The sequence below is a fragment of the Rhodococcus sp. LB1 genome, assembly GCF_001583455.1.
In the GTDB taxonomy this organism is placed as follows: domain Bacteria; phylum Actinomycetota; class Actinomycetes; order Mycobacteriales; family Mycobacteriaceae; genus Rhodococcus_F; species Rhodococcus_F opacus.
Genome location: NZ_LTCZ01000077.1, coordinates 1 through 21,443, shown reverse-complemented (window position 1 = coordinate 21,443; position 21,443 = coordinate 1). Strand labels below are relative to the sequence as shown.

The window sequence follows — 21,443 nt, the reverse complement described above, 5'->3', positions numbered from 1 at the left end:
CCACGGTGAGGTCGACGCCGACCTCGCAATCGGTGACGAAGTGCGTTCCCTCGGCGCGCATCTGCATCAGGCGCTGATCGAGGATCGCCTTCTCCATCTTGAATTCCGGGATGCCGTACCGCAGCAGTCCCCCGAGCCGGTCGTCGCGCTCGTAGACGGTGACGTCGTGCCCCGCCCGGGTCAGCTGCTGAGCCGCCGCGAGACCGGCCGGACCGGAACCGACCACCGCCACCTTGCGGCCCGTGGCGATCATCGGCGGCTTGGGCACCACCGTGCCGGACTCCCACGCGACGTCGGCGATGGCCTGCTCGATCCGCTTGATGGTGACGCTGCCGGTCGTGTGCGTGTCGGCGAGCGCGAGCACACACGCCGACTCGCACGGCGCCGGACACACCCGCCCCGTGAACTCCGGGAAGTTGTTGGTGGCATGCAGGCGCTCACTGGCCGCCGACCAGCGGCCGCGCCGCACCAGGTCGTTCCACTCCGGGATCAGGTTGCCCAGCGGGCAGCCCGCACTTCCCGAGTGGCAGAACGGGATTCCGCAGTCCATGCACCGCGCGGCCTGCTCGGACACCTCGGCCGCCCGCTCCGCCGGACTCTGCGGCGCGTACACCTCGTGCCAGTCGTGCACCCGCTCCGCGACCGGACGCTTGCGCGCCTCCTTCTTGACGATGTGCAGAAAGCCCTGTGGATCAGCCACGTGCCGCCTCCATGATCGCAGTGTCGACGTCGAGTCCCTCGGCCTTGGCAATCCGGGTCGCGTCCAGCACCCGCTGGTAGTCCACCGGCATCACCTTGGTGAACAACGCGGAGCGCCGGGGCCAGTCGGCGAGCACCGACGCCGCCACCGCGGAACCGGTCCAGCGGTGGTGGCGGGTGACCGCGCCGCACAACCAGTCGAGGTCGTCCGGGTCGGGTTGCAGGAGCTTCACCATCGCCGGGTTCACGTCCTCGGGGTCCAGGTCGAGGACGTACGCGATGCCGCCGGACATGCCGGCCGCCATGTTCCGGCCGGTCGGCCCGAGGATCACGACCCGTCCGCCCGTCATGTACTCGCAAGCGTGGTCGCCGACGCCCTCCACGACGGCCGACGCACCCGAGTTGCGCACCGAGAAGCGTTCGCCGACGCGGCCCCGGAGATAGAGCTCGCCCGAGGTGGCGCCGTAGAGCAGGGTGTTGCCCGCGATCACCTGGGTTTCCGGGACGAACAGGACGTCGTCGGCGGGACGGACCACGATCCGCCCGCCCGACAACCCCTTGCCGACGTAGTCGTTGGCGTCACCGGTCAGGTCGATGGTGATGCCCGGCGGCAGGAACGCGCCGAGCGACTGCCCCGCCGAACCCGTGAACGTGAGCCGGATCGTGTCGTCCGGCAGCCCGGCGGCGCCGTACCGGCGGGTGACCTCCGCACCGAGCAGCGTGCCGACGGTCCGGTTGACGTTGCGCACCGGCATCTCGATCTCCACGGCGTGCGCGTCCTCGAGGGCACCCTCGGCCAGTTGGATGAGCGTCCGGTCCAGCGCCCGGTCCAGTCCGTGATCCTGATCGCGGTCCCGGCGCCGCTGCGGCAGCGGCGCCCCGTCCGGTCCGGTGGGCACGGCGAAGATCGGGGTGAGGTCGAGTCCGCGATTCTTCCAGTGCGCGATCCCCTGCGCGGTCTCGAGGACATCCGCGTGACCGACGGCCTCGTCGATGCTGCGGAATCCCAGGTCCGCCAGGTACTGGCGCACGTCCTCGGCGACGAAGCGGAAGAACTCCTCCACGAACTCCGGTTTGCCGGTATACCGCTTGCGCAGCTCCGGGTTCTGGGTGGCGACACCGACCGGGCAGGTGTCGAGGTGGCAGACCCGCATCATGATGCAGCCCGCCACGATCAGCGGGGCCGTCGAGAACCCGAACTCCTCCGCACCCAGGAGCGCCGCGACCACGACGTCCCGCGCGGTGCGCATCCCGCCGTCGCACTGGACGGTGATGCGGTCGCGGAGACCGTTGAGCACGAGTGTCTGCTGGGCGTCGGCCAGCCCGATCTCCCACGGCGCCCCGGCATGCTTCATCGACGTCAGCGGGGTGGCGCCGGTTCCGCCGTCGTTCCCGGAGATCAGGACCACGTCGGCGTGCGCCTTGCTGACGCCGGCGGCGACCGTTCCCACACCCACCGAGCTGACCAGCTTCACGTGGACCCGGGCCCGGTCGTTGGCGTTCTTCAGGTCGTGGATCAGCTGGGCGAGATCTTCGATCGAGTAGATGTCGTGGTGCGGCGGCGGCGAGATCAGCCCGACCCCCGGCGTCGAGTGCCGGGTCTCCGCGACCCACGGGTACACCTTGTACGCCGGCAGCTGGCCGCCCTCACCGGGCTTCGCGCCCTGCGCCATCTTGATCTGGATGTCGCTGGCGTTGATCAGGTAGTCGCTGGTGACACCGAACCGCCCGCTCGCCACCTGCTTGACGGCGCTGCGGCGGGACGGATCGTAGAGGCGGTCGACGTTCTCGCCGCCCTCGCCCGTATTGGAGCGCCCGCCGAGATTGTTCATCGCGACGGCCATCGTCTCGTGGGCCTCGGCGGAGATCGAGCCGTAACTCATCGCGCCGGTGTTGAACCGGGTGACGATCCGCTCGACCGGTTCCACCTCGTCCAGCGGCACCGGCGGGCGCACACCCTCCCGGAACGTGAACAGGCCGCGCAGTGCGCCACCGGCCTCGGCGAGGCGGTTCACCTCCTCGCTGTACTTCGCGAACACCTCGTGCTGACCGGTGCGGGTTGCGTGCTGCAGCAGGAACACCGTCTCCGGGGTGAACAGGTGCAGTTCGCCGTCGCGGCGGAACTGGTACTCGCCGCCGTCCTCGAGCCGCCGGTGGGCGAACTCGGCCGGGTTGTCCGGGTACGCCTGCCGGTGACGGAGGGTGACCTCGCGGGCGATCTCGTCGAGACCGGCGCCGCCCAGCTTGCTGACGGTGCCCTTGAAGTACTCGTGGACGAGATCGCGGTCCAGGCCGATCGCCTCGAACACCTGCGCCGCGGTATACGAGCCGACTGTGGAGATGCCCATCTTCGACATCACCTTGAGCACACCCTTGCCGAGAGCGGTGAGATAGTTCCGCACGGCGATCGTGTGCTCGACGCCGGTGAGTTCGCCCTCGGACACGAGGTCCTCGATCGACTCCATCGCGAGGTACGGGTTGACCGCCGCGGCCCCGTACCCGATGAGCAGCGCCAGGTGGTGGACCTCGCGGGCGTCACCGGATTCGACGACCAGCGCCACCTTGGTGCGTTCCTTGGTCCGCACCAGGTGATGGTGCACCGCGGCGACCGCGAGCAGCGACGGGATCGGCGCGCGGGTGTGGTCGGAGTCGCGGTCCGAGATCACCAGCGTCCGGTAGCCGTCCGCGATCGCGGCGCTCGCCTGAGCCCGCAATTCCTCGATCGCCTCGGCCATCCCCGCACCGCCGCGTTCCACGTCGTACAGCGCGCGCAGCACCGCCGCGGCCAGCCCCGGATGGTTGCCGTCCGCGTTGACGTTGATGATCTTGTTCAGCTCTTCGTTGTCGAGCACCGGCCACGGCAGCACGATCTGCCTGCACGACGCCGCGGTCGGCTCGAGCAGGTTCTGCTCCGGTCCCATGACCCGCGACAGCGACGTCACGATCTCTTCACGGATCGCGTCGAGCGGCGGGTTCGTGACCTGCGCGAACAGTTCGACGAAGTAGTCGTAGAGCAGCCGCGAACGCTGCGACATGACGGCGATCGGGGTGTCCGTCCCCATCGAGCCGAGGGGCTCGCCGCCGGACGCGGCCATCGGCGCGAGCAGGATCCGCAGATCCTCCTCCGTGTACCCGAACGCCACCTGCCGTCGCACCACCGACTCGTGGTTGTGCTGCGCATGCGGGCGATCCGGCAGCGTCTTCAGTTCGAGCAGACCGGCGTACAGCCACTCGGCGTACGGCCGCTCCGCCGCGAGCCGCATCTTGATCTCCTCGTCGGGCACGATCCGGCCCTCGGACGTGTCGACCAGGAACATCTGCCCCGGTTCGAGGCGGCCCTTCGCCACGACCTCCGCCTGCGGGACGTCGAGGACACCGCTCTCGCTCGCGAGGACCACCCGCCCGTCGACGGTCTGCCACCAGCGTCCCGGACGCAGGCCGTTGCGGTCCAGCACGGCGCCGACCACGGTCCCGTCGGTGAACGTCACACACGCCGGTCCGTCCCACGCCTCCATCAGCGACGCGTGGAACTGATAGAACGCCCGGCGGTCGGGGCACATCGACGTGTCGTTCTCCCACGCCTCCGGCACCATCATCATCACCGCGTGCGCCACGCTGCGGCCCGCGAGGTGCAGCAATTCGAGGACCTCGTCGAACGACGCCGAATCCGACGCGTCCGGGGTGCAGATCGGATACAGCCTGCGCAGGTCGCCCGGGATCACCGAACTCGACAGCAACGCCTCGCGGGCGCGCATGCGGTTCCGGTTGCCGCGGACCGTGTTGATCTCACCGTTGTGCGCGACGAACCGGAACGGATGCGCGAGCGGCCAGGACGGGAACGTGTTGGTCGAGAACCGGCTGTGCACGATCGCGATCGCACTCGCCATCCGCGGGTCGCGCAGGTCCGGGAAGTACCGGGACAGCTGGGACGTGGTCAGCATTCCCTTGTAGACGACGGTCCGGCTCGACAGGGACGGGAAGTACACGCCGCTGCCCTCGGACTCGACCTCGGGAGTGACCTGCTCGGCCCGCTTGCGCAGCGCGTAGACCAGGCGGTCGAGCGCCAGCCCGCCGGGCCGGATCCCACCGACGGCGGGTGCGGTGACGAACAACTGGCTCATGTGCGGCGCGCAGGCCCGGGCCGTGGAGCCGACGTCCGCGCCGTCCGGATCGACGGGCACCGGGCGCCAGCCGAGGATTTCGAGCCCCTCCTCGGCCGCGAGGCCGGACACGCGTCGTTGCGCGGCCGCCCGCGCCTGCGGGTCTTGCGGGAGGAAGCAGATTCCCGCCGCGTAGGTGCTGCCGCCGTCCTCGAGCGGCGCCGGGAGATCGAAGTCGACGACGTCCCCGAAGAATTCGGTGGGCAGCTGGAGGAGGATGCCGGCGCCGTCTCCGCTGTTCGGTTCCGATCCTGCCGCACCGCGGTGCTCGAGATTCTCGAGGGCGAGGAGTCCGTCGGAGACGATGGAGTGTGAGCGGCGGCCGTGCACGTCCGTGACCATGGCGACGCCGCAGGAATCGGCTTCCTGGTCCGGGTCGTACAAGCCCTGGGGACCGGGCAACTGAGAGAACAGCACCGATATACCTCCACATCGGCCAGGAAGACCACCAGTGTGTGCGCTCCGCACGTGCTGTCGGCGGCCTCCGCTAGCGGGGTCGCCACGACGGGCGCTAACTGCTTTTCGGGGGTCTACCGGGACAGCATCGGCCCGTGAAGGTTGTAACCGGACATACACCCGGCGCGCTCAGCTTACCAGGACCGATACCTCGCAAGATATGCCGAATCCGGCCCCGGAACGGGCTGTGGCCCGTGTCGCATCAGCAACACGGGCCACAGTTCCTTCAGGGATCGTCACTGCTCCCGCAGGGGTCGTCCGTACTTGTCCTTCACGCTTCCGGTCAGCATCATGATGCCGTCGACCAGCGGCCAGATTCCGCCGATTCCACAGGTGAGCCACGTGACGGCGATTTGCGCCACGGCGATGCCGGGCTGGTTCAGGTAGAACCGTCCGACTCCGAAACCGCCGAGGAAGATCTGCAGCAGGCCGGCGGTCAGCTTGGACTTGTCGGAGTACGGCTCACCCGTCAGCGGGTGCCTGCCGAACGGCGCCGACGGATCGGCGTACGCGTTGTAGCCGGCGGGAGCGTATCCGGGCGGCGGGAACCCCTGCTGGGGGTAACCCGGCTGCTGTCCGTACCCCGGCTGCTGGTACCCGGGCTGCTGGTACTCCTGCGACGACTGCGGAGCAGCCCCGTACTGCGCGCCGTAGTTGGGGTCGGGTGCGCCGTAGGTGGGACCGTCCGGTTGCTGCTGGGGCTTCTCGTACCCGGTGTAGGGCGCGGTCGGCGAAGTCGGCTCGCCCACGTTCGGGAACGGGGCCGTCGGCTCGGTGCCGCTCGGCGACGGGTAGGTGGGCGTGGACCCCCAGCCCGGGCCGTTACCGACACCAGAGTAGGTGTCCCAGCCCGGTCCGGTGCCGGTCGAACCCGGTGACGGTGTCGCGTCCGACGTGGCCGGCGGCTGGGACAGCGAGGCCTCGGCGGTGGCGTCGTAATCGAAGGGTGAGCCGAACTCGGGCGGCAGGCTCGACTCGGTGCTGTTCTCGGTGCCGTCGCTGCTCTTCCCCAGGTCGACTTTGTGTGCGTCCTCGGATGCACCCTTGCCGGAATCGTCGGATGCTTTCCCCGGTTCAGTCATTCGCGTCATCCTTCTTGCTGTCGATGGTCTTCGTGCGCGCCTCGCCGCCGGTACTCGCGGTACTCGCGGCCTTGTCGTCCGATACCGGCTCCGATGCGGGCGCGTCCTCGTCCGTGCCCTCGTCCTCGACGTTCTTCTCGGGCTCCTTCTCCGTGGTCTCGCTGTCGACCGGCTCGCCGTCGGCAGGCCGCAATTCGGCCGGGTCCTCACGGCCCTTCGTCGCGGCGAAGAAGTACACCAGGGCCGCGACGAACACCAGGGCTGAGGTGAACGAGTTCACGCGGACACCGGCGATGAGGCTCGCGTGATCGCTGCGCATCAGTTCGATCCAGAAGCGGCCGGCGCAATATCCGGCCACGTACAGGGCGAAGAGGCGGCCGTGACCGATGCGGAAGCGGCGATCGACCCACACGAGCAGGAGAACGATCAGCACGTTCCACAGCGCCTCGTACAGGAACGTCGGATGCACCACGAACGCGACCTCGCCGGTCGACACCCCGTCGATCAGCTGCGGTGACACCTGGCCCACGTCGTTGCGCCGCTCGAAGATCTCGAGCCCCCACGGCACGTCGGTCTCGCGACCGTAGAGTTCCTGGTTGAAGTAGTTTCCGAGCCGGCCGATCGCCTGCGCCAGCAGGATTGCGGGCGCGACCGCGTCGCCGAGCGCAGGCAGCGGGATGCCGCGGCGACGACAACCGATCCAGGCGCCGACGCCGCCGAGCGCCACGGCGCCCCAGATGCCGAGGCCGCCCTGCCACACCTTCAGGGCGTCGACGGGGTCGCCGCCCTCCCCGAAGTACGTCGGCCAGTCGGTCATCACGTGGTAGAGACGGCCGCCGATCAGGCCGAACGGCACCGCCCAGATGGCGATGTCGAGGACGGTGCCCTTCTCGCCGCCGCGGGCGACCCAGCGACGGTCACCCCACACGATCGCGACGACGATCCCGACGATGATGAACAGCGCGTACGCGCGCAGGGCCACCGGTCCGACATACCAGACACCTTGAGGCGGACTCGGAATGTAGGCCAGTACGTCCACAGTGGAAGTCACGACGCCACGGTAGCGGAGCGAACGCCCTCGGCGAGTTCCTTCGTGAGCGAGCGCACCGCGTCCAGACCGCTCTCCGCGGCCGTGACCAGCGCGGATCCGACGATGACCGCGTCGGCGTACGCGGCGATCTCGGCGGCCTGCGCGCCGGAGCGGACACCCAGTCCGACACCCACCGGGATGTCCGAGTGGGCGCGGATGCGGGCCGTCAGCTCGGGTGCCATCGACGACACCGCGTCACGGGCGCCGGTGACACCCATCGTGGACGCGGCATACACGAAGCCGCTGCTGGCGTCGAGGGTCATCGCGAGGCGTTCCTCGGTCGACGACGGCGCCACCAGGAAGATCCGGTCGAGGTCGTGTTCCTTCGACGCGGCGATCCACTCGCCGGCCTCCTCGGGGATCAGGTTGGGCGTGATCAGGCCGAGGCCACCCGCGCTCGCCAGGTCGCGGGAGAACTTGTCGACCCCGTACTGCAGGACCGGATTCCAGTACGTCATCACGACGGCCTTGCCGCCGACGGAGGCGATCGCCTCGACGACGGTGAACACGTCACGCACCCGGACACCGTTCCGCAGCGCCGTCTCGGCCGCCGCCTGGATGGTGGGCCCGTCCATCACCGGGTCGGAGTAGGCGATGCCGACCTCGACGATGTCGCAACCGGATTCGACCATCGCCTTGAACACGTCGATGGACTCCTGCACGGTGGGGAAACCGGCCGGGAGGTACCCGACGAGCGCGGCGCGTTTCTCCTTGCGGCACTGCGCGAACGTCGGGGCGAGGCGCGAGAGTCGTTCGCTCACTTGGCCGAACCTTCCTTGTCAGTCGTGGTGGTCTCGGTCGAGTCGTCGGGATCGAACAGTCCGAACCACTTGGCGGCCGTGTCCATGTCCTTGTCGCCGCGCCCGGACAGGCTGATGACGATGATCGCGCCCTCCCCCAGTTCGCGGCCCAGTCGCAGCGACCCGGCGACGGCGTGGGCGGACTCGATGGCCGGGATGATGCCCTCACGCTCGGACAGCAGACGCAGCGCGTCCATGGCCTCCGTGTCGGTGACCGGCTCGTAGGTGGCGCGACCGATGTCCTTGAGGAGCGCGTGCTCCGGTCCGACACCGGGGTAGTCGAGGCCCGCGGAGATCGAGTGCGACTCGATGGTCTGGCCGTCCTCGTCCTGCAACAGGTACGAGTACGCGCCCTGGAACGCGCCCGGGGTGCCCGCCGCGAACGTGGCGGCGTGCCGCCCGGTCTCGACGCCGTCACCGGCGGCCTCGTAGCCGACGAGCCGCACGGCCGGGTCGTCGAGGAACGCGTGGAAGATGCCGATGGCGTTGGAACCGCCGCCGACGCACGCCGTCACCGCGTCGGGCAGCCTGCCCGTCAGCGCCTGCACCTGGGCACGCGCCTCCAGACCGACGACGCGCTGGAAGTCGCGGACGATGGTCGGGAACGGGTGCGGCCCGGCAGCGGTGCCGAAGCAGTAGTACGTGTTGTGGGCGTTGGTGACCCAGTCGCGCAGCGCCTCGTTGATGGCGTCCTTCAGGGTCCTCGACCCCGACTCGACCGACACCACCGAGGAGCCCAGCAACCGCATGCGGGCGACGTTCAGCGCCTGCCGCTCGGTGTCGACGGCACCCATGTAGATGACGCATTCGAGGCCGAGGAGCGCGCAGGCGGTGGCGGTGGCCACACCGTGCTGGCCGGCGCCGGTCTCCGCGATGATGCGGGTCTTGCCCATGCGCTTGGCGAGCAGCACCTGACCGAGCACGTTGTTGATCTTGTGCGAGCCCGTGTGGTTGAGGTCTTCGCGCTTGAGGATGAGCCGCGCCCCACCGGCGAACTCGCTCATCCGTTTCGCCTCGAAGATCGGGGACGGACGACCGGTGTAGTCGCGCTGGAGACGGTCGAGTTCGTTCAGGAACGCGTCGTCGGCGCGGGCCTTCTCGTACTCGGCGGTGACCTCCTCGATCACTGCCATCAGGGCCTCGGGCACGTGCCGTCCGCCGTACACGCCGAAGTGTCCTCCGGCGTCGGGGTCGTGCGTCGTGCGCTCGGCGATTCCGGCGCTGGCAGTCGGCAGATTGCCACCCTTGAAGACGGTTTCCTGATTACGTGAAGTCACAGGTCCAGTCTGCCCCAACGCCGGGTTCCGCCGCCGTCCGGGTCAGTTCCGCCGACGCAACGTCAGCGTGACGGCTTGGGGCAGGACGGGTGAGCGCCGGCGTTGACCAGATCGGCCACCGCCTTGCGCGGATCCCCGCTGGTGACGAGGCCTTCGCCGACCAGCACCGCGTCGGCTCCCGCACCGGCGTAGGCCAGCAGGTCGGCCGTGCCGCGCACACCGGACTCGGCGATCTTGATGATCTCGGTGGGCAGCCCGGGAGCGATCTCGCCGAACGTGTTCTTGTCGACCTCGAGCGTCTTGAGATTGCGGGCGTTGACACCGATGACCTTGGCGCCCGCCTCGAGCGCCCGGTTGGCCTCTTCCTCGGTGTGGACCTCGACGAGGGCCGTCATGCCCAGCGACTCCGTGCGGTCGATCAGCGACGCGAGCGCGTCCTGCTCGAGGGCGGCGACGATGAGCAGCACGACGTCGGCGCCGTGCGCGCGGGCCTCGTGGATCTGATACGGCCCGACGATGAAGTCCTTGCGGAGGATCGGGATGCTCACCGCGCGGCGGACGGCGTCGAGGTCCGCGAGGGACCCCTGGAACCGGCGCTCCTCGGTGAGCACGCTGATCACCCGGGCGCCACCGGCCTGGTAGGCGGCGGCCAGCTCGGCGGGATCGGTGATGTCGGCGAGCGCACCCTTCGAGGGGCTGGCCCGCTTGACCTCGGCGATGACTCCGATGCCCGGCTCGAGCAGGGCGGCCGCGGCATCGAGGGCCGGCGGTGCGGCAGCGGCGGCAGCCTTGACTGCGGCGAAGTCAAGGACGGCTTCGCGGGCGGCGACGTCGGCGCGCACCCCGTCGAGAATCGAGTCGAGAACGGTCATCGTGGCCCGAGTCCTTTCTGGGCAGAAACCCGATGTGAGGAACATCATCAGGGGTGAAGTCAGCCTAGATGGCACTCTGATTCTGTTTACGTTCGGGTCCCCGGGTCTTTGTCCGGTCCGTCAACTTGGTCGACAGGTTCGGCTTTCTTGTCTTCCACCGTGGGGTCCTCCCCCGCGTCCAGGGCGTCCCAGAGCATGCGCTGGGTGACGGGCCCCTCCGCCGAATCGGTGGCGGCCTTCTTCGCCGCGTCCCGTCGCGCACCGGGGCTGTCGTACTTGGAGGAGAGCCCGGCCCGCACCCGCGGACGGCGGACGAGTTCCACCGCGGCGGCGAGCGCCGCCAGGGCGCCCACCAGCGCGAGAACGGCGGGACCGACGTGCACGGACACCGACTGGACCTCGGCGCGGCCCGGTAGCTCGGCCAGCCGGCCCGCGTCGTCGTCGGAGGCGCCCGAGACGATCAACCCCACCGCGGGGACCGCGGCCGCGACGGCCACGACCGCGACGAGGACGCCGAGCACCCGCAGCGCCCAGCCCTTCACTGCGAACGACGCGGCGATCGCGGCGACCAGGGTCAGCGCCAGCGGCGTGAGCGCCGCGGCCCACGTGCCGCCGACGAGCGCGGACGTGCGCTCCTCACCGAGTCCGTCGGAGGAGGTGACCTCCACCCACGTCATCCGGGAGGCACCCCACAGGCACACCGCGGCGACCGCGAGCAGCAGCACCGAGATCATCGACCGGCGACGTCCCGCCTGCCCGGGTTCCCGGGCCGTCTCCGACGCGTCACTCACTGCGTGTCGCCTCCCAGGGTCCGGAGCGTGTGCGCCGCCGCGATCGCGCTGAGCACCGCCATCGCCTTGTTCCGCGCCTCGGTGTCCTCGTACTCGGGGTTCGAGTCGGCGACGACACCCGCACCCGCCTGGACGTACCCGATGCCGTCCTTGATCAGCGCGGTCCGGATCGCGATGGCCGTGTCGGCGTCGCCGGCGAAGTCGAGGTACCCGATGATGCCGCCGTAGATGCCGCGGCGCGTCGGTTCGAGTTCCTCGATCAGCTGCATCGCCCGGACCTTCGGCGCGCCCGACAGGGTGCCCGCCGGGAAGCACGCGGTGACGGCGTCCAGGGCCTGCTTGCCGTCCGCGAGGTGACCCGTGACGGTGGAGACGAGATGCATCACGTGGCTGTACCGCTCGATGTGGCGGTAGTCGTGGACCTTCACCGTGCCCGGTTCGCACACGCGCCCGAGGTCGTTGCGGCCCAGGTCCACGAGCATCAGGTGCTCCGCGTTCTCCTTCTCGTCGGCGAGCAGGTCCTTCTCGAGCAGGATGTCCTCCTCCTCGGTGTGCCCTCGCCACCGGGTGCCCGCGATCGGGTGCGTGGTGGCGACGCCTTCCGACACGGTCACCAGGGCCTCCGGGCTCGAACCGACGATCGAGAACGCGGTCTCGCCGTCACCGTTCGGCACGTTGAGCAGGTACATGTACGGGCTGGGGTTGGAGGCGCGCAGCATCCGGTAGACGTCGATCGGGTCCGCGGTGCAGTCGATCTCGAAGCGCTGCGACAGCACGACCTGGAAGGCCTCACCCGCCTCGATGTCTCCCACGAGCTTCTGCACGTCCGCGCCGAAACCTTCGGTGGTGCGCTGACGCCGGTAGTCGGGGGCGGGCTTCGCGAACGTGGACACGGTGGACGACGCCGGTGCCGACAGGGCGTGCGTCATCCGGTCCAGCCGCTCGACCGCGGAGTCGTAGGCCTCGTCGACGCGCTCGTCGGTGCCGTCCCAGTTGACCGCGTTGGCGATTAGAGTGATGGCGCCCTCGTGGTGGTCGACGGCCGCGAGGTCCGTCGCCAGCAACATGACCATCTCGGGGATCTGCAGATCGTCGGTGGCGTGCTCGCCGATGCGCTCGATCCGGCGCACCGCGTCGTATCCGAGGAATCCCACCATGCCGCCGGTCAGCGGCGGCAGGTCGGGCAGTCGCTCGCTGCGGAGCAGTTCCAGCGTCTGGCCGAGGGCCGCGATCGGGTCGCCGCCGGACGGTGCGCCCGCGGGAACGTTGCCGTACCAGGCGGCCTCGCCGTCGACGACGGTGAGCGCGGCGGGACTGCCCGCGCCGATGAACGACCATCGCGACCACGATCGGCCGTTCTCCGCCGACTCGAGCAGGAAGGTCCCCGGCCGGTTCGCCGCCAGCTTGGTGTACGCCGACAGCGGGGTTTCCGCGTCAGCCAACACCTTGCGCGTCACCGGGACCACCCGGTGTTCGGCGGCGAGAGCGTGGAACTGCTCGCGCGTGGTGGTCGAGTCGGACCCGCCGTCGGCCGGGGTGGCGGCGGACTCGGGTGCGGGAATCGTGGTGGGCTCGCCGTGCATGCCGACCATCATCCCAGGCGCACTCGTCGTGTCTGCGTGCGCGGGTAGCCTCGGCTCTCATGAAGCCAGGTCAGCTCGCACCGGAATTCACCCTGCCCGATCAGGACGGCATCGCGCGATCGCTGTCGAGCCTCCTCGAGGACGGCCCTCTGGTGCTGTTCTTCTATCCCGCGGCGTCGACGCCGGTGTGCACCGCCGAGGCCTGCCACTTCCGTGACCTCGGAGTCGAGTTCTCCGCGGTGGGCGCGTCCCGCGCCGGGATCTCCACCGACGCGGTGGAGAAGCAGGCATCGTTCGCGCAGGCGCAGTCGTTCGACTACCCGCTGCTGTCGGACGCCGACGGAGCCGTCGCGGAGAAGTTCGGTGTCCGCCGCGGACTGCTCGGCAAGCTCGCCCCGGTCAAGCGGTCGACGTTCGTCATCGACACCGACCGCACCGTGCTCGAGGTCATCTCGAGCGAGTTCCGCGCCAACACGCACGGCGATCAGGCGCTCGCCTTCCTCCGGACGCGTCAGTCCACCTGAATCGACCGTTTGGCCAGCCCCATCCAGAAGCCGTCGATGACCTGCCGGGGGATCTGCTCGGGATCGCTCGAGGCGCCCAGCGTGACGAACAGCGGCGCGAAGTGCTCGATCGTCGGGTGGGCGTACGGCATGCCCGGCGCGAGCGAGCGGAAGTCGATGAGCGAATCGACGTCGCCCGCGGCGAGACGCTCGTCCGCCCAGGCGTCGAACTCCGACGACCAGCCGGGTGCCTTCGCGTCGGGTGACGGGTCGCGCAGAAACGGCAGCCCGTGGGTGGTGAATCCGGAACCGACGATCAGGACACCCTGCTCGCGCAGGGGACGCAGCCGCTCACCGAGGTGCAGCAGTCGCTGCGGGTCGAGCGTGGGCAGCGAGATCTGCAGGACCGGGATGTCGGCGTCGGGGTACATGACCGTCAACGGCACGTAGGCGCCGTGGTCGAGGCCGCGGTGCGGCTGGTGCGACACGGTCTCGTCGTCGGGCATCAGGGCCACGACCTGCGCCGCGAGTTCGGGGGCGCCGGGCGACTCGTATGTGGTCCGGTAGAAGCGTTCGGGGAAGCCACCGAAGTCGTAGACGAGGGGCGTGCCGGTGGTGGTGGATCCGATCGTGAGCGGCGCCGACTCCCAGTGCGCCGACACCATGAGGATGGCCTTCGGCCGCGGCAGGTCGCCGGCCCACTTCGCCAGCTGCGACACCCACAGTTCGCTGTCCACCAGCGGAGGCGCACCATGACTGAGGAACAGTGCGGGCATGGTGGCGGTCATCGCGACTCCTTCGGATCGAGATCCAACACCGGAAACTCAATGTTGAAACTTCAAGTTACTATAGGAGTCAAGGTGTGGGCCCGGCAACTATTCCCCACGCACGGTCCGGCCCACGACGTGCTAACTATGTTGAACACGTTGCACGCGTGGATCGACGTACGGATGGAGGACACCACTGATGAGTGGTAACGACGAGGGCACTCCGGCAGAGCCCGGCACCCGATGGCTCGACGCCGAGCAGCAGGAGGCCTGGCTCACCCTCATCGCCCTGGTCACCCGGCTCCCCGCCGCACTGGACACCCAGCTCCAACGCGACTCGGCACTCACCCACTTCGAGTACTTCGTCCTCGCCTCGCTGTCCGGCGAAGCGAACCGGCGCCTGCAGCTGTCCCTGCTCGCCCAGCGCGCCAACGCGTCCCTGTCCCGGCTCTCCCACGTCATCACCAAGATGGAAAAAGCCGGCTGGGTACGCCGCGAGAGCATCCGCGGTAGCCGCGGCTCCGACGCCGTCCTCACAGACGAAGGCATGGCCAAGGTCGTCGAAGCCGCGCCCCCGCACGTCGAATCCGTCCGGTCCCTGATCTTCGACGGACTGTCCGCCGAACAGGTCCGTCAGCTGTCCGAACTGTCCGGCGCCATGCTCACCCAACTCGACAAGAGCATCGCATCGGGAACCGGTCGAGCCTGACAGCCCCGCAGCTCACCCCAGCGGCGTCCCGGCAACTCACCCCAGCGGCGTCCCGCCGACACCCCAGCTGTCGCGCGGGACCTCGGTGATCGTCACCCACACCTTCGCGGGATCCTTGCCCGTCGCGTCGGCGTAGGCCTTGGTGACCGCCTCGATCGTGGCGCGCTTCTGCTCCGCGGTAAGTCCCGGTGTCTGACTGATCTGAATCAATGGCATGTGGGCATTCTGCCCGAGGACATGCAGGCACTCTGCCCGAGCGCCGAGGCGCCCTACTCGGCGGCGAGGAGCACGTCGGTGTCGAAGCAGGTGTGCGTGCCCGTGTGGCACGCCGCCCCCTCCTGATCGACGACGAGCAGCACCGTGTCGCCGTCGCAGTCGAGCCGCACCTCGTGGACGTACTGCGTGTGACCGGACGTCTCGCCCTTCACCCAGTACTGCTGACGGGACCGGGAGTAGTAGGTTCCCTTGCGGCTGTCGAGCGTGCGAGCGAGGGCCTCGTCGTCCATCCACGCCACCATCAGGACGTCGCCCGTCGACCGTTCCTGCGCGACAGCACTGAACAGTCCTGCCTCGTTGCGCTTGAGCCGGGACGCGATGGCGGGGTCGAGACTCATCGGACGGTGATCCCTTCTTCACGCATGGACTTCTTCACGTCGCCGATCGTCATGTCGCCGAAGTGGAAGACGCTGGCCGCCAGGACGGCATCCGCGCCGGCGCCGACCGCGGGTGCGAAATGCTCGACGGCGCCCGCTCCCCCGCTGGCGATCACCGGCACGTGCACGGCGGCACGCACCGCCCGGATCATCGGCAGATCGAAACCGGCCTTCGTGCCGTCGGCGTCCATCGAATTGAGCAGGATCTCCCCGACCCCCAGTTCGGCGCCGCGGACCGCCCACTCCACCGCGTCGATACCGGTGCCGCGCTTGCCGCCGTGCGTCGTGACCTCCCACCCCGACGGGGTGTCGGGCTGACCCTGCGGCACGGTCCGCGCATCGACCGACAGCACGATGCACTGCGAGCCGAAGCGTTCGCTGAGTTCGCGAAGCAATTCGGGGCGGGCGATCGCCGCGGTGTTGACGCTGACCTTGTCGGCGCCGGCGCGCAGCAACCGGTCGACGTCCTCGACGGTGCGGACACCGCCGCCGACGGTGAGCGGGATGAAGACCTGCTCCGCCGTCCGGCTCACCACGTCGAGCATGGTGCCCCGATCCGCGGTGGACGCGGTGACGTCGAGGAACGTGAGCTCGTCGGCGCCCTGGGCGTCGTACGCGGCGGCCAACTCGACGGGGTCACCCGCGTCCCGCAGGTTCTCGAAGTTGACGCCCTTGACGACGCGTCCGGCATCGACGTCCAGACACGGGATCACTCGAACCGCCAGAGTCATTGCGTACGCCCTCCTGAAGGCTCGGAACGAGGATCACCCAGTGATCCGAGGATATCGAGAATTTCGCCGTGCACTCCGGGCGCTCCGGCGAGCACCGAGTCGGACGTGACCGTCCAGGGCTTGCCGCCCAGATCCGTCACCACACCACCCGCGGCGCGCACCAACGCGACACCGGCGGCGTTGTCCCACGCATTGTGGCCGAACACCACCGCGCCGCCGAGTATTCCGGCCGCGGTGAACGCGAGGTCGACGCCGGTGGATCCGTGGATCCGGATCCGCGACGACACCCGGCTGAGCTGCGCGAGGACCTGCAGCCGGTACGCGCCGGGGATGCGCCCGCGACTGTCGATGTTCAGTGCGCCCAAGCCCACGATCGACGACGCGAGCGACGTGCGCCCGAGCGCAGGCAGGGGCGCGCCACCTTCGAGCAGCGGACCGTCCGCGACGGCCGCATACCGGCGCCCGACGAGCGGCAGCCACGTGAGACCGAGAACGGGAACCCCGTCGTCGAGCAGCGCGAGCAGCGTGCCCGCCGTGGGCAGACCGGCCGAATAGTTGAACGTGCCGTCGATGGGGTCGAGCACCCACACGGGTCCGCTGCCCAGGTCGGGGCCGCCGAACTCCTCGCCGTGCACGTCGATGCCGGTCCGGTCGCGCAGTTCGCCGGTCAGCCGCTTCTCGAGTTCGAGGTCGACGGCGGTCGCGAAGTCGTCGGGACCCTTGTGGACGGCGCTGGGCGCACCCACGCCCGAGACGAACCGGTCGTGCACGCCGTCGAGCAGCTCACTGGCGACGGCGAGGAGCTCCCGGGGATCACGGGACAGGGCCATGGTGGGAACTCAGCCCGAGACCGCGGCGAGCGCCTCGGGGAGGGTGAACCGCCCCGCGTACAGCGCCTTGCCGACGATGGATCCCTCGACTCCCTGATCGACGAGTCCGGCGATCGCCCGGAGGTCGTCGATGGTGGACACGCCGCCCGAGGCCACGACGGGAGCGTCGGTGGCAGCGCAGACCTGCGCGAGGAGTTCGAGATTGGGGCCGGTGAGGGTGCCGTCCTTGCTGACGTCGGTGACGACGTACCGGGAGCAGCCGTCCTTGTCGAGCCGGGCGAGCGTCTCCCACAGGTTTCCGCCCTCGGTGACCCAGCCGCGGCCGCGGAGCTGGTATTCACCGTCGACGAGGCGCACGTCGAGACCGACGGCGATCTTCTCGCCGTACTTGGCGATGGCGCGGGCACACCACTCGGGGTTTTCGATGGCGGCGGTACCGAGGTTGACGCGTCCGCAGCCCGTGGCCAGTGCGGCCTCGAGCGACGCGTCGTCGCGGATCCCACCGGACAGTTCCACCTGGACGTCGAGCTCGCCCACCACGTCGGCGAGGAGTTCACGGTTGGAGCCGCGGCCGAACGCGGCGTCCAAGTCGACGATATGGACCCACTCGGCACCGTCGTTCTGCCACGCGAGGGCGGCATCACGAGGCGAGCCGTATCCGGTCTCGCTTCCTGCCTCCCCCTGGACGAGGCGAACAGCTTCACCGTTGACGACATCTACAGCAGGCAAAAGGACCAGGCTCACGTGCGATAACCCTAGTCGCTCAGCGGTCGGAACCCGGCTCCGGGTCCTCGGGATCGGGACCGTAAGCGTTGCGGGTCATGCGTTTCGACACGTAGCCCATGGCCGCGATCGCACCTGCGACGCCGAGCAGTCCGACGATCAGGCCGAGGACGGGGCCCGGTTTCACGACCAGAATGATCGCGGTGGCGAGTACCAGCACCGCGGTGGCGGCGCCCATCGCGTACACCGCGAGCCTGCCGATCGACAGGTCGCCGCGCCCGTCCCCGGGTTCGGTCACAGACTGCGAACCCAGTTCCGGAGCAGCTCGGCACCCGCGTCGCCGGACTTCTCGGGGTGGAACTGTGTGGCGGACAGCGCGCCGTTCTCGACGGCGGCGAGGAACTTGCCGCCGTGGTCGGCCCACGTCAGGGCGGGGGGCGCCAGCCGCTCCGGCGTCGGCATGTCCCAGGACTGGGCCGCGTACGAGTGGACGAAGTAGAACCGGGTGTCGGGATCGATGCCGGCGAACAGCGTGCTGTTCTCCGGCGCCTCGACCGTGTTCCATCCCATGTGCGGCAGCACGTCGGCCTGAAGCCGTTCGACGGTGCCGGGCCATTCGCCGCAGCCTTCCGCCTCGACGCCGAACTCGACTCCGCGTTCGAAGAGGATCTGCATGCCGACGCAGATCCCGAGGACCGGCCGTCCGCCGGCCAGACGCTGACCGATGATCCGCTCGCCGCGGACCGCGCGCAGTCCCTCCATGCACGCGGCGAAGGCGCCGACGCCGGGAACGACCAGACCGTCGGCCGCGAGTGCGACCTTGTGATCGGATGTGACCTCGACGCGCGCGCCGGTCCGGGCCAGAGCGCGGGTGGCCGAATGCAGGTTGCCGGAGCCGTAGTCGAGGACGGCAATCGTGGAGACGGTCATGACACAACCTTATCCGGCGGCCGCACGACGCCCGAGGGCGCGGCCGACGACCATCCCGGCGGCCGGAACCACCGCGACGGCCGTCGCCGCGACCGCGAAAACCCAGGAGTACCCGGCCGCCGACGCGACGGCTCCGAGTGCGAGGGAACCGAAACCGGTTCCGGCGTCGAACCCGATGTTCCATCCGGCGCTCGCCGAGCCGAAACGAGCCGGTCCCGCGGCGGTGAAGATCATGACGAGGGATTCGTTCTGCACCGCGCCGAATCCGAATCCGAAGGCCAGGGCCGCGCACACCAGCAGCGGCACCGGCGCACTCGTCGCCGCCGCGACGGCGAACAGCACCAGGCCGAGGCACACGAACGTCAGGGCGGGAACCAGGGCGCGGCCCACCCCCAGCCGGTCGGAGAAGGATCCCGCGGCGTATCGCCCGATCAGCGTCGCACCGCTCGAGACGGCGAGGATCACCCCGGCGAGCGAGGCTCGCTCCGAGATCGCGATGGGCAGCAGGCTGGACAGGCCGCCGAATGCGGCCGCAGAGATCGCGATCGCAAGCCACGGCGTGAGCAGGACGGCGAGCGGGATGCGGCCCTGCGACGTGCGATCCGCTGGGGCGTGGATGGCGGGGAGGCGCGTGATCGCGACCACCGCGAGAGCGGGAATGAGCGCGCCGATCACGAAGACGGGGGTCGCGGACCAGTGCTGCATGATCGCGAGCCCCGCGGGCAGCCCGACCATCTGCGCGGCGGCCACCGCGATTCCCTGCGCACCGGTCGCGCGGCCGAGCATCTCGCGGGGAACGAGTTCGGCGACCAGCGCACTACTGGCGACGGTGAGCATGCCGAAGCCCGATCCCCGGACGGCCGACACGGCCAGCACCGGGATCGCCTCGGTGGACACCAAGAGGAGCAGCGACGGCGGCCCGAGCAGCATGCAGCCGGCGGCGAGCACCCAGCGATGCCCCCACCTGCGCAGGAGTCGGGGCACACCGAGCTGCGTGACGACGGTCGCGGCCATGAACACGGCCGTGACGCTGCCGGCGAGCGTGTCCGAGCCACCGGACAGCGAGACGATCAGCGGAACGACGGGCAGCAGCACCGCCCAGCCGCCGAACGCCGCGGCGCCCATCACCATCGCGGCGGGCATGCCGCGGGTGCGGAGCAGGCCGCGGCGCGGCTCCACTGCGACGGGCACTACATCAACCTGAGAACGCCCGCCACGGCTGCCAGCACCGCCAGTGCCAGCAGCACGCCCGAGGCCAGTTTGTTGAACTTCCACATGGAGTACGCGCCGCCCGCCGCGATCCCCGCGGCGATGAACAGGACGTAGACGAGGACGACACTCACGAATGCGCCCGGATCACAGGCTGCCCTTGGTGGACGGCACACCCGTGACGCGGGGATCCGGTTCGACCGCCTCGCGCAGTGCGCGGGCGACGGCCTTGAACTCGGCCTCGGTGATGTGGTGCTGATCGCGTCCGTAGAGCACCCGCACGTGGAGGGCGATGCGCGCGTTGAGCGCGATCGACTCGAACACGTGCCGGTTGATCACCGTCGCATACGGCACGCCCGGGTAGCCGCCGATGACGGCGTGCAGCAGGTGTTCCGGTTCGCCGGTGTGGACGCAGTACGGACGACCGGACACGTCGACCGATGCGTGGGCGAGCGTCTCGTCCATGGGGATGAACGCGTCACCGAACCGGCGGATGCCCTTCTTGTCGCCGAGCGCCTGACCGAGCGCCTGACCGAGCACGATCGACGTGTCCTCCACCGTGTGGTGCGCCTCGATCTCGATGTCGCCCTTCGCGTGGACGGTGAGGTCGAAACTCGCGTGGGAGCCGAGCGCGGTCAGCATGTGATCGAAGAACGGGACCCCGGTGGAGACGTCGACGATGCCGGTGCCGTCGAGGTTCAGTTCGACGGTGATGCTGGATTCCTTGGTGGTGCGCTCCACGCGGGCGATGCGGTCGGTCATCCTCGGTCTCCTGAGCTGGTGAGTTCGGTGGCGGCGATCTCGTCGCTCGCCACGATGAAGGCGTCGTTCTCGGAGGCCAGCCCGACGGTGGCGCGCAAGTATCCGGGGATGCCGACGTCCCGGATGAGCACTCCGCGGTCGAGGTAGGCCTGCCAGGCGCGGGCTCTGTCGGTGAACTCACCGAACAGGATGAAGTTCGCGTCACTGGGGATGACGCGGAACCCCGTGTCCTCCAATGCCTTCGACACCCGCACCCGCTCCGTTGCGAGAGCGTGCACGCTGGCGAGCGTCTCGTTCGCGTGCCGCAGCGCCGCGCGGGCAGCGGCCTGCGTGACCACCGACAGGTGGTACGGCAGCCGGACCAGGAGCAGCGCCTCGATGAATGCCGGTGCGGCCGCGAGGTATCCGAGCCGGCCACCGGCGAACGCGAACGCCTTGCTCATCGTCCGCGACACGACGAGCTTCGACGGGTACTCGTCGATCAACGTCAGGGCGCTGGGCGCGTCGGAGAATTCGGCGTACGCCTCGTCGACGATCACGATGCCCGGGGCGGCGTCGAGGACCCGGCGCAGTTCCGCGATGCCGACGCTGTGTCCCGTCGGGTTGTTGGGGCTGGTGACGAACACGACGTCGGGCCTGCGCTCGGCGATCGCCGCGGTCGCGGCGCCCACGTCGAGCGCGAAGTCGGCGCGGCGGAAGATCGGCAGCCACTCGGTTTCGGTGCCGTCCGCGATGATCGGGTGCATCGAGTACGACGGCACGAAGCCCATCGCGCTGCGGCCGGGACCGCCGAACGCCTGCAGCAGCTGCTGCAGG

The 21,443-nt window shown here is 69.6% G+C and carries 23 protein-coding genes; 2 read left to right on the top strand and 21 right to left on the bottom strand.

All coding sequences use genetic code 11. From position 1 onward, the window contains the following. The 9 genes from AZG88_RS14090 to AZG88_RS14050 form a co-directional block, all read right to left on the bottom strand. The coding region (locus AZG88_RS14090) for an FAD-dependent oxidoreductase (protein WP_156517481.1) at positions 1-700 on the bottom strand (700 nt) is incomplete at its 3' end. After that, positions 693-5,276, bottom strand: a complete 4,584-nt coding sequence (gene gltB, locus AZG88_RS14085) for a glutamate synthase large subunit (RefSeq protein ID WP_061698038.1) — start codon at positions 5,274-5,276, stop codon at positions 693-695. The genes AZG88_RS14090 and gltB, both read right to left, overlap by 8 nt. A 275-nt stretch (positions 5,277-5,551) precedes the next feature. Further along, entirely contained in the window at positions 5,552-6,397 is an 846-nt protein-coding gene (locus tag AZG88_RS14080; RefSeq protein WP_061698037.1) for a TM2 domain-containing protein, read from the bottom strand. Then, the gene (gene lgt / locus AZG88_RS14075; RefSeq protein ID WP_061044220.1) at positions 6,390-7,448 is read right to left on the bottom strand and encodes a prolipoprotein diacylglyceryl transferase; all 1,059 of its coding nucleotides are present in this window, start codon (positions 7,446-7,448) and stop codon (positions 6,390-6,392) included. The genes AZG88_RS14080 and lgt overlap by 8 nt, the downstream gene beginning before the upstream one ends. Then, positions 7,445-8,248 (bottom strand): tryptophan synthase subunit alpha, encoded by an 804-nt coding sequence (trpA, locus tag AZG88_RS14070; protein WP_061698036.1) that lies wholly within the window; start codon positions 8,246-8,248, stop codon positions 7,445-7,447. Before trpA ends, lgt begins: the two co-directional genes overlap by 4 nt. Next, the gene (gene trpB / locus AZG88_RS14065; RefSeq protein WP_005247488.1) at positions 8,245-9,564 is read right to left on the bottom strand and encodes a tryptophan synthase subunit beta; all 1,320 of its coding nucleotides are present in this window, start codon (positions 9,562-9,564) and stop codon (positions 8,245-8,247) included. The genes trpA and trpB overlap by 4 nt, the downstream gene beginning before the upstream one ends. A 62-nt stretch (positions 9,565-9,626) precedes the next feature. Next, positions 9,627-10,436 (bottom strand): indole-3-glycerol phosphate synthase TrpC, encoded by an 810-nt coding sequence (gene trpC, locus AZG88_RS14060; protein ID WP_005247490.1) that lies wholly within the window; start codon positions 10,434-10,436, stop codon positions 9,627-9,629. A gap of 86 nt (positions 10,437-10,522) precedes the next feature. Continuing rightward, entirely contained in the window at positions 10,523-11,227 is a 705-nt protein-coding gene (locus tag AZG88_RS14055) for a TIGR02234 family membrane protein (RefSeq protein WP_061698035.1), read from the bottom strand. After that, entirely contained in the window at positions 11,224-12,810 is a 1,587-nt protein-coding gene (locus AZG88_RS14050; RefSeq protein ID WP_005247495.1) for an anthranilate synthase component I, read from the bottom strand. Before AZG88_RS14050 ends, AZG88_RS14055 begins: the two co-directional genes overlap by 4 nt. A gap of 59 nt (positions 12,811-12,869) precedes the next feature. Between AZG88_RS14050 and AZG88_RS14045 the strand changes: the two genes are divergently transcribed. Next, the gene (locus AZG88_RS14045; RefSeq protein WP_061698034.1) at positions 12,870-13,334 is read left to right on the top strand and encodes a peroxiredoxin; all 465 of its coding nucleotides are present in this window, start codon (positions 12,870-12,872) and stop codon (positions 13,332-13,334) included. Here the strand turns inward: AZG88_RS14045 and AZG88_RS14040 are convergent. Further along, on the bottom strand, positions 13,322-14,101 hold the full coding sequence (locus AZG88_RS14040) for a dioxygenase family protein (RefSeq protein WP_061044218.1): 780 nt from the start codon (positions 14,099-14,101) through the stop codon (positions 13,322-13,324). The two genes, AZG88_RS14045 and AZG88_RS14040, sit on opposite strands and share 13 nt — an antisense overlap. 178 nt (positions 14,102-14,279) lie before the next feature. Here AZG88_RS14040 and AZG88_RS14035 point away from each other — a divergent pair, with 178 nt between their 5' ends. Beyond that, on the top strand, positions 14,280-14,789 hold the full coding sequence (locus AZG88_RS14035; RefSeq protein ID WP_005247500.1) for a MarR family winged helix-turn-helix transcriptional regulator: 510 nt from the start codon (positions 14,280-14,282) through the stop codon (positions 14,787-14,789). Positions 14,790-14,825: 36 nt separating this feature from the next. On the opposite strand, the gene AZG88_RS14030 is transcribed toward AZG88_RS14035, so the two are convergent. The 11 genes from AZG88_RS14030 to AZG88_RS13985 form a co-directional block, all read right to left on the bottom strand. Then, entirely contained in the window at positions 14,826-15,005 is a 180-nt protein-coding gene (locus tag AZG88_RS14030; protein WP_005247502.1) for a tautomerase family protein, read from the bottom strand. Between the two features lie 53 nt (positions 15,006-15,058). Continuing rightward, positions 15,059-15,403, bottom strand: a complete 345-nt coding sequence (gene hisI, locus AZG88_RS14025; RefSeq protein WP_005247504.1) for a phosphoribosyl-AMP cyclohydrolase — start codon at positions 15,401-15,403, stop codon at positions 15,059-15,061. Then, positions 15,400-16,173: an imidazole glycerol phosphate synthase subunit HisF gene (hisF, locus tag AZG88_RS14020; protein WP_005247506.1), complete on the bottom strand. Its 774-nt coding sequence runs from the start codon at positions 16,171-16,173 to the stop codon at positions 15,400-15,402. The genes hisI and hisF overlap by 4 nt, the downstream gene beginning before the upstream one ends. Beyond that, entirely contained in the window at positions 16,170-17,003 is an 834-nt protein-coding gene (locus AZG88_RS14015; protein WP_005247508.1) for an inositol monophosphatase family protein, read from the bottom strand. The genes hisF and AZG88_RS14015 overlap by 4 nt, the downstream gene beginning before the upstream one ends. 9 nt (positions 17,004-17,012) lie before the next feature. After that, positions 17,013-17,747 (bottom strand): bifunctional 1-(5-phosphoribosyl)-5-((5-phosphoribosylamino)methylideneamino)imidazole-4-carboxamide isomerase/phosphoribosylanthranilate isomerase PriA, encoded by a 735-nt coding sequence (gene priA, locus AZG88_RS14010; RefSeq protein WP_005247511.1) that lies wholly within the window; start codon positions 17,745-17,747, stop codon positions 17,013-17,015. A 19-nt stretch (positions 17,748-17,766) separates the two neighbouring features. After that, on the bottom strand, positions 17,767-18,024 hold the full coding sequence (locus AZG88_RS14005; protein ID WP_005247513.1) for a membrane protein: 258 nt from the start codon (positions 18,022-18,024) through the stop codon (positions 17,767-17,769). After that, entirely contained in the window at positions 18,021-18,656 is a 636-nt protein-coding gene (gene hisH / locus AZG88_RS14000; protein WP_005247515.1) for an imidazole glycerol phosphate synthase subunit HisH, read from the bottom strand. Before hisH ends, AZG88_RS14005 begins: the two co-directional genes overlap by 4 nt. Before the next feature lie 9 nt (positions 18,657-18,665). After that, positions 18,666-19,847, bottom strand: coding sequence for an MFS transporter (locus tag AZG88_RS13995; RefSeq protein ID WP_005247517.1), 1,182 nt, complete (start codon positions 19,845-19,847; stop codon positions 18,666-18,668). Continuing rightward, complete coding sequence (locus AZG88_RS52565) at positions 19,847-19,999, bottom strand: hypothetical protein (protein WP_007297398.1); 153 nt, start codon at positions 19,997-19,999, stop codon at positions 19,847-19,849. Before AZG88_RS52565 ends, AZG88_RS13995 begins: the two co-directional genes overlap by 1 nt. A 13-nt stretch (positions 20,000-20,012) precedes the next feature. Continuing rightward, positions 20,013-20,627: an imidazoleglycerol-phosphate dehydratase HisB gene (gene hisB, locus AZG88_RS13990; protein WP_005247522.1), complete on the bottom strand. Its 615-nt coding sequence runs from the start codon at positions 20,625-20,627 to the stop codon at positions 20,013-20,015. Next, a partial coding sequence (locus AZG88_RS13985; protein ID WP_061698033.1) for a histidinol-phosphate transaminase occupies positions 20,624-21,443 on the bottom strand: 820 nt, incomplete at its 5' end. The genes AZG88_RS13985 and hisB, both read right to left, overlap by 4 nt.

Coding starts and splice junctions, on each gene's coding strand:
- AZG88_RS14080 (WP_061698037.1), bottom strand. CDS start 6,397: ATGACTGAACCGGGGAAAGCATCCGACGATTCCGGCAAGGGTGCATCC.
- trpC (WP_005247490.1), bottom strand. CDS start 10,436: ATGACCGTTCTCGACTCGATTCTCGACGGGGTGCGCGCCGACGTCGCC.
- AZG88_RS14050 (WP_005247495.1), bottom strand. CDS start 12,810: ATGCACGGCGAGCCCACCACGATTCCCGCACCCGAGTCCGCCGCCACC.
- AZG88_RS14045 (WP_061698034.1), top strand. CDS start 12,870: ATGAAGCCAGGTCAGCTCGCACCGGAATTCACCCTGCCCGATCAGGAC.
- AZG88_RS14040 (WP_061044218.1), bottom strand. CDS start 14,101: ATGACCGCCACCATGCCCGCACTGTTCCTCAGTCATGGTGCGCCTCCG.
- AZG88_RS14035 (WP_005247500.1), top strand. CDS start 14,280: ATGAGTGGTAACGACGAGGGCACTCCGGCAGAGCCCGGCACCCGATGG.
- AZG88_RS14030 (WP_005247502.1), bottom strand. CDS start 15,005: ATGCCATTGATTCAGATCAGTCAGACACCGGGACTTACCGCGGAGCAG.
- hisI (WP_005247504.1), bottom strand. CDS start 15,403: ATGAGTCTCGACCCCGCCATCGCGTCCCGGCTCAAGCGCAACGAGGCA.
- hisF (WP_005247506.1), bottom strand. CDS start 16,173: ATGACTCTGGCGGTTCGAGTGATCCCGTGTCTGGACGTCGATGCCGGA.
- AZG88_RS14015 (WP_005247508.1), bottom strand. CDS start 17,003: ATGGCCCTGTCCCGTGATCCCCGGGAGCTCCTCGCCGTCGCCAGTGAG.
- hisH (WP_005247515.1), bottom strand. CDS start 18,656: ATGACCGTCTCCACGATTGCCGTCCTCGACTACGGCTCCGGCAACCTG.
- hisB (WP_005247522.1), bottom strand. CDS start 20,627: ATGACCGACCGCATCGCCCGCGTGGAGCGCACCACCAAGGAATCCAGC.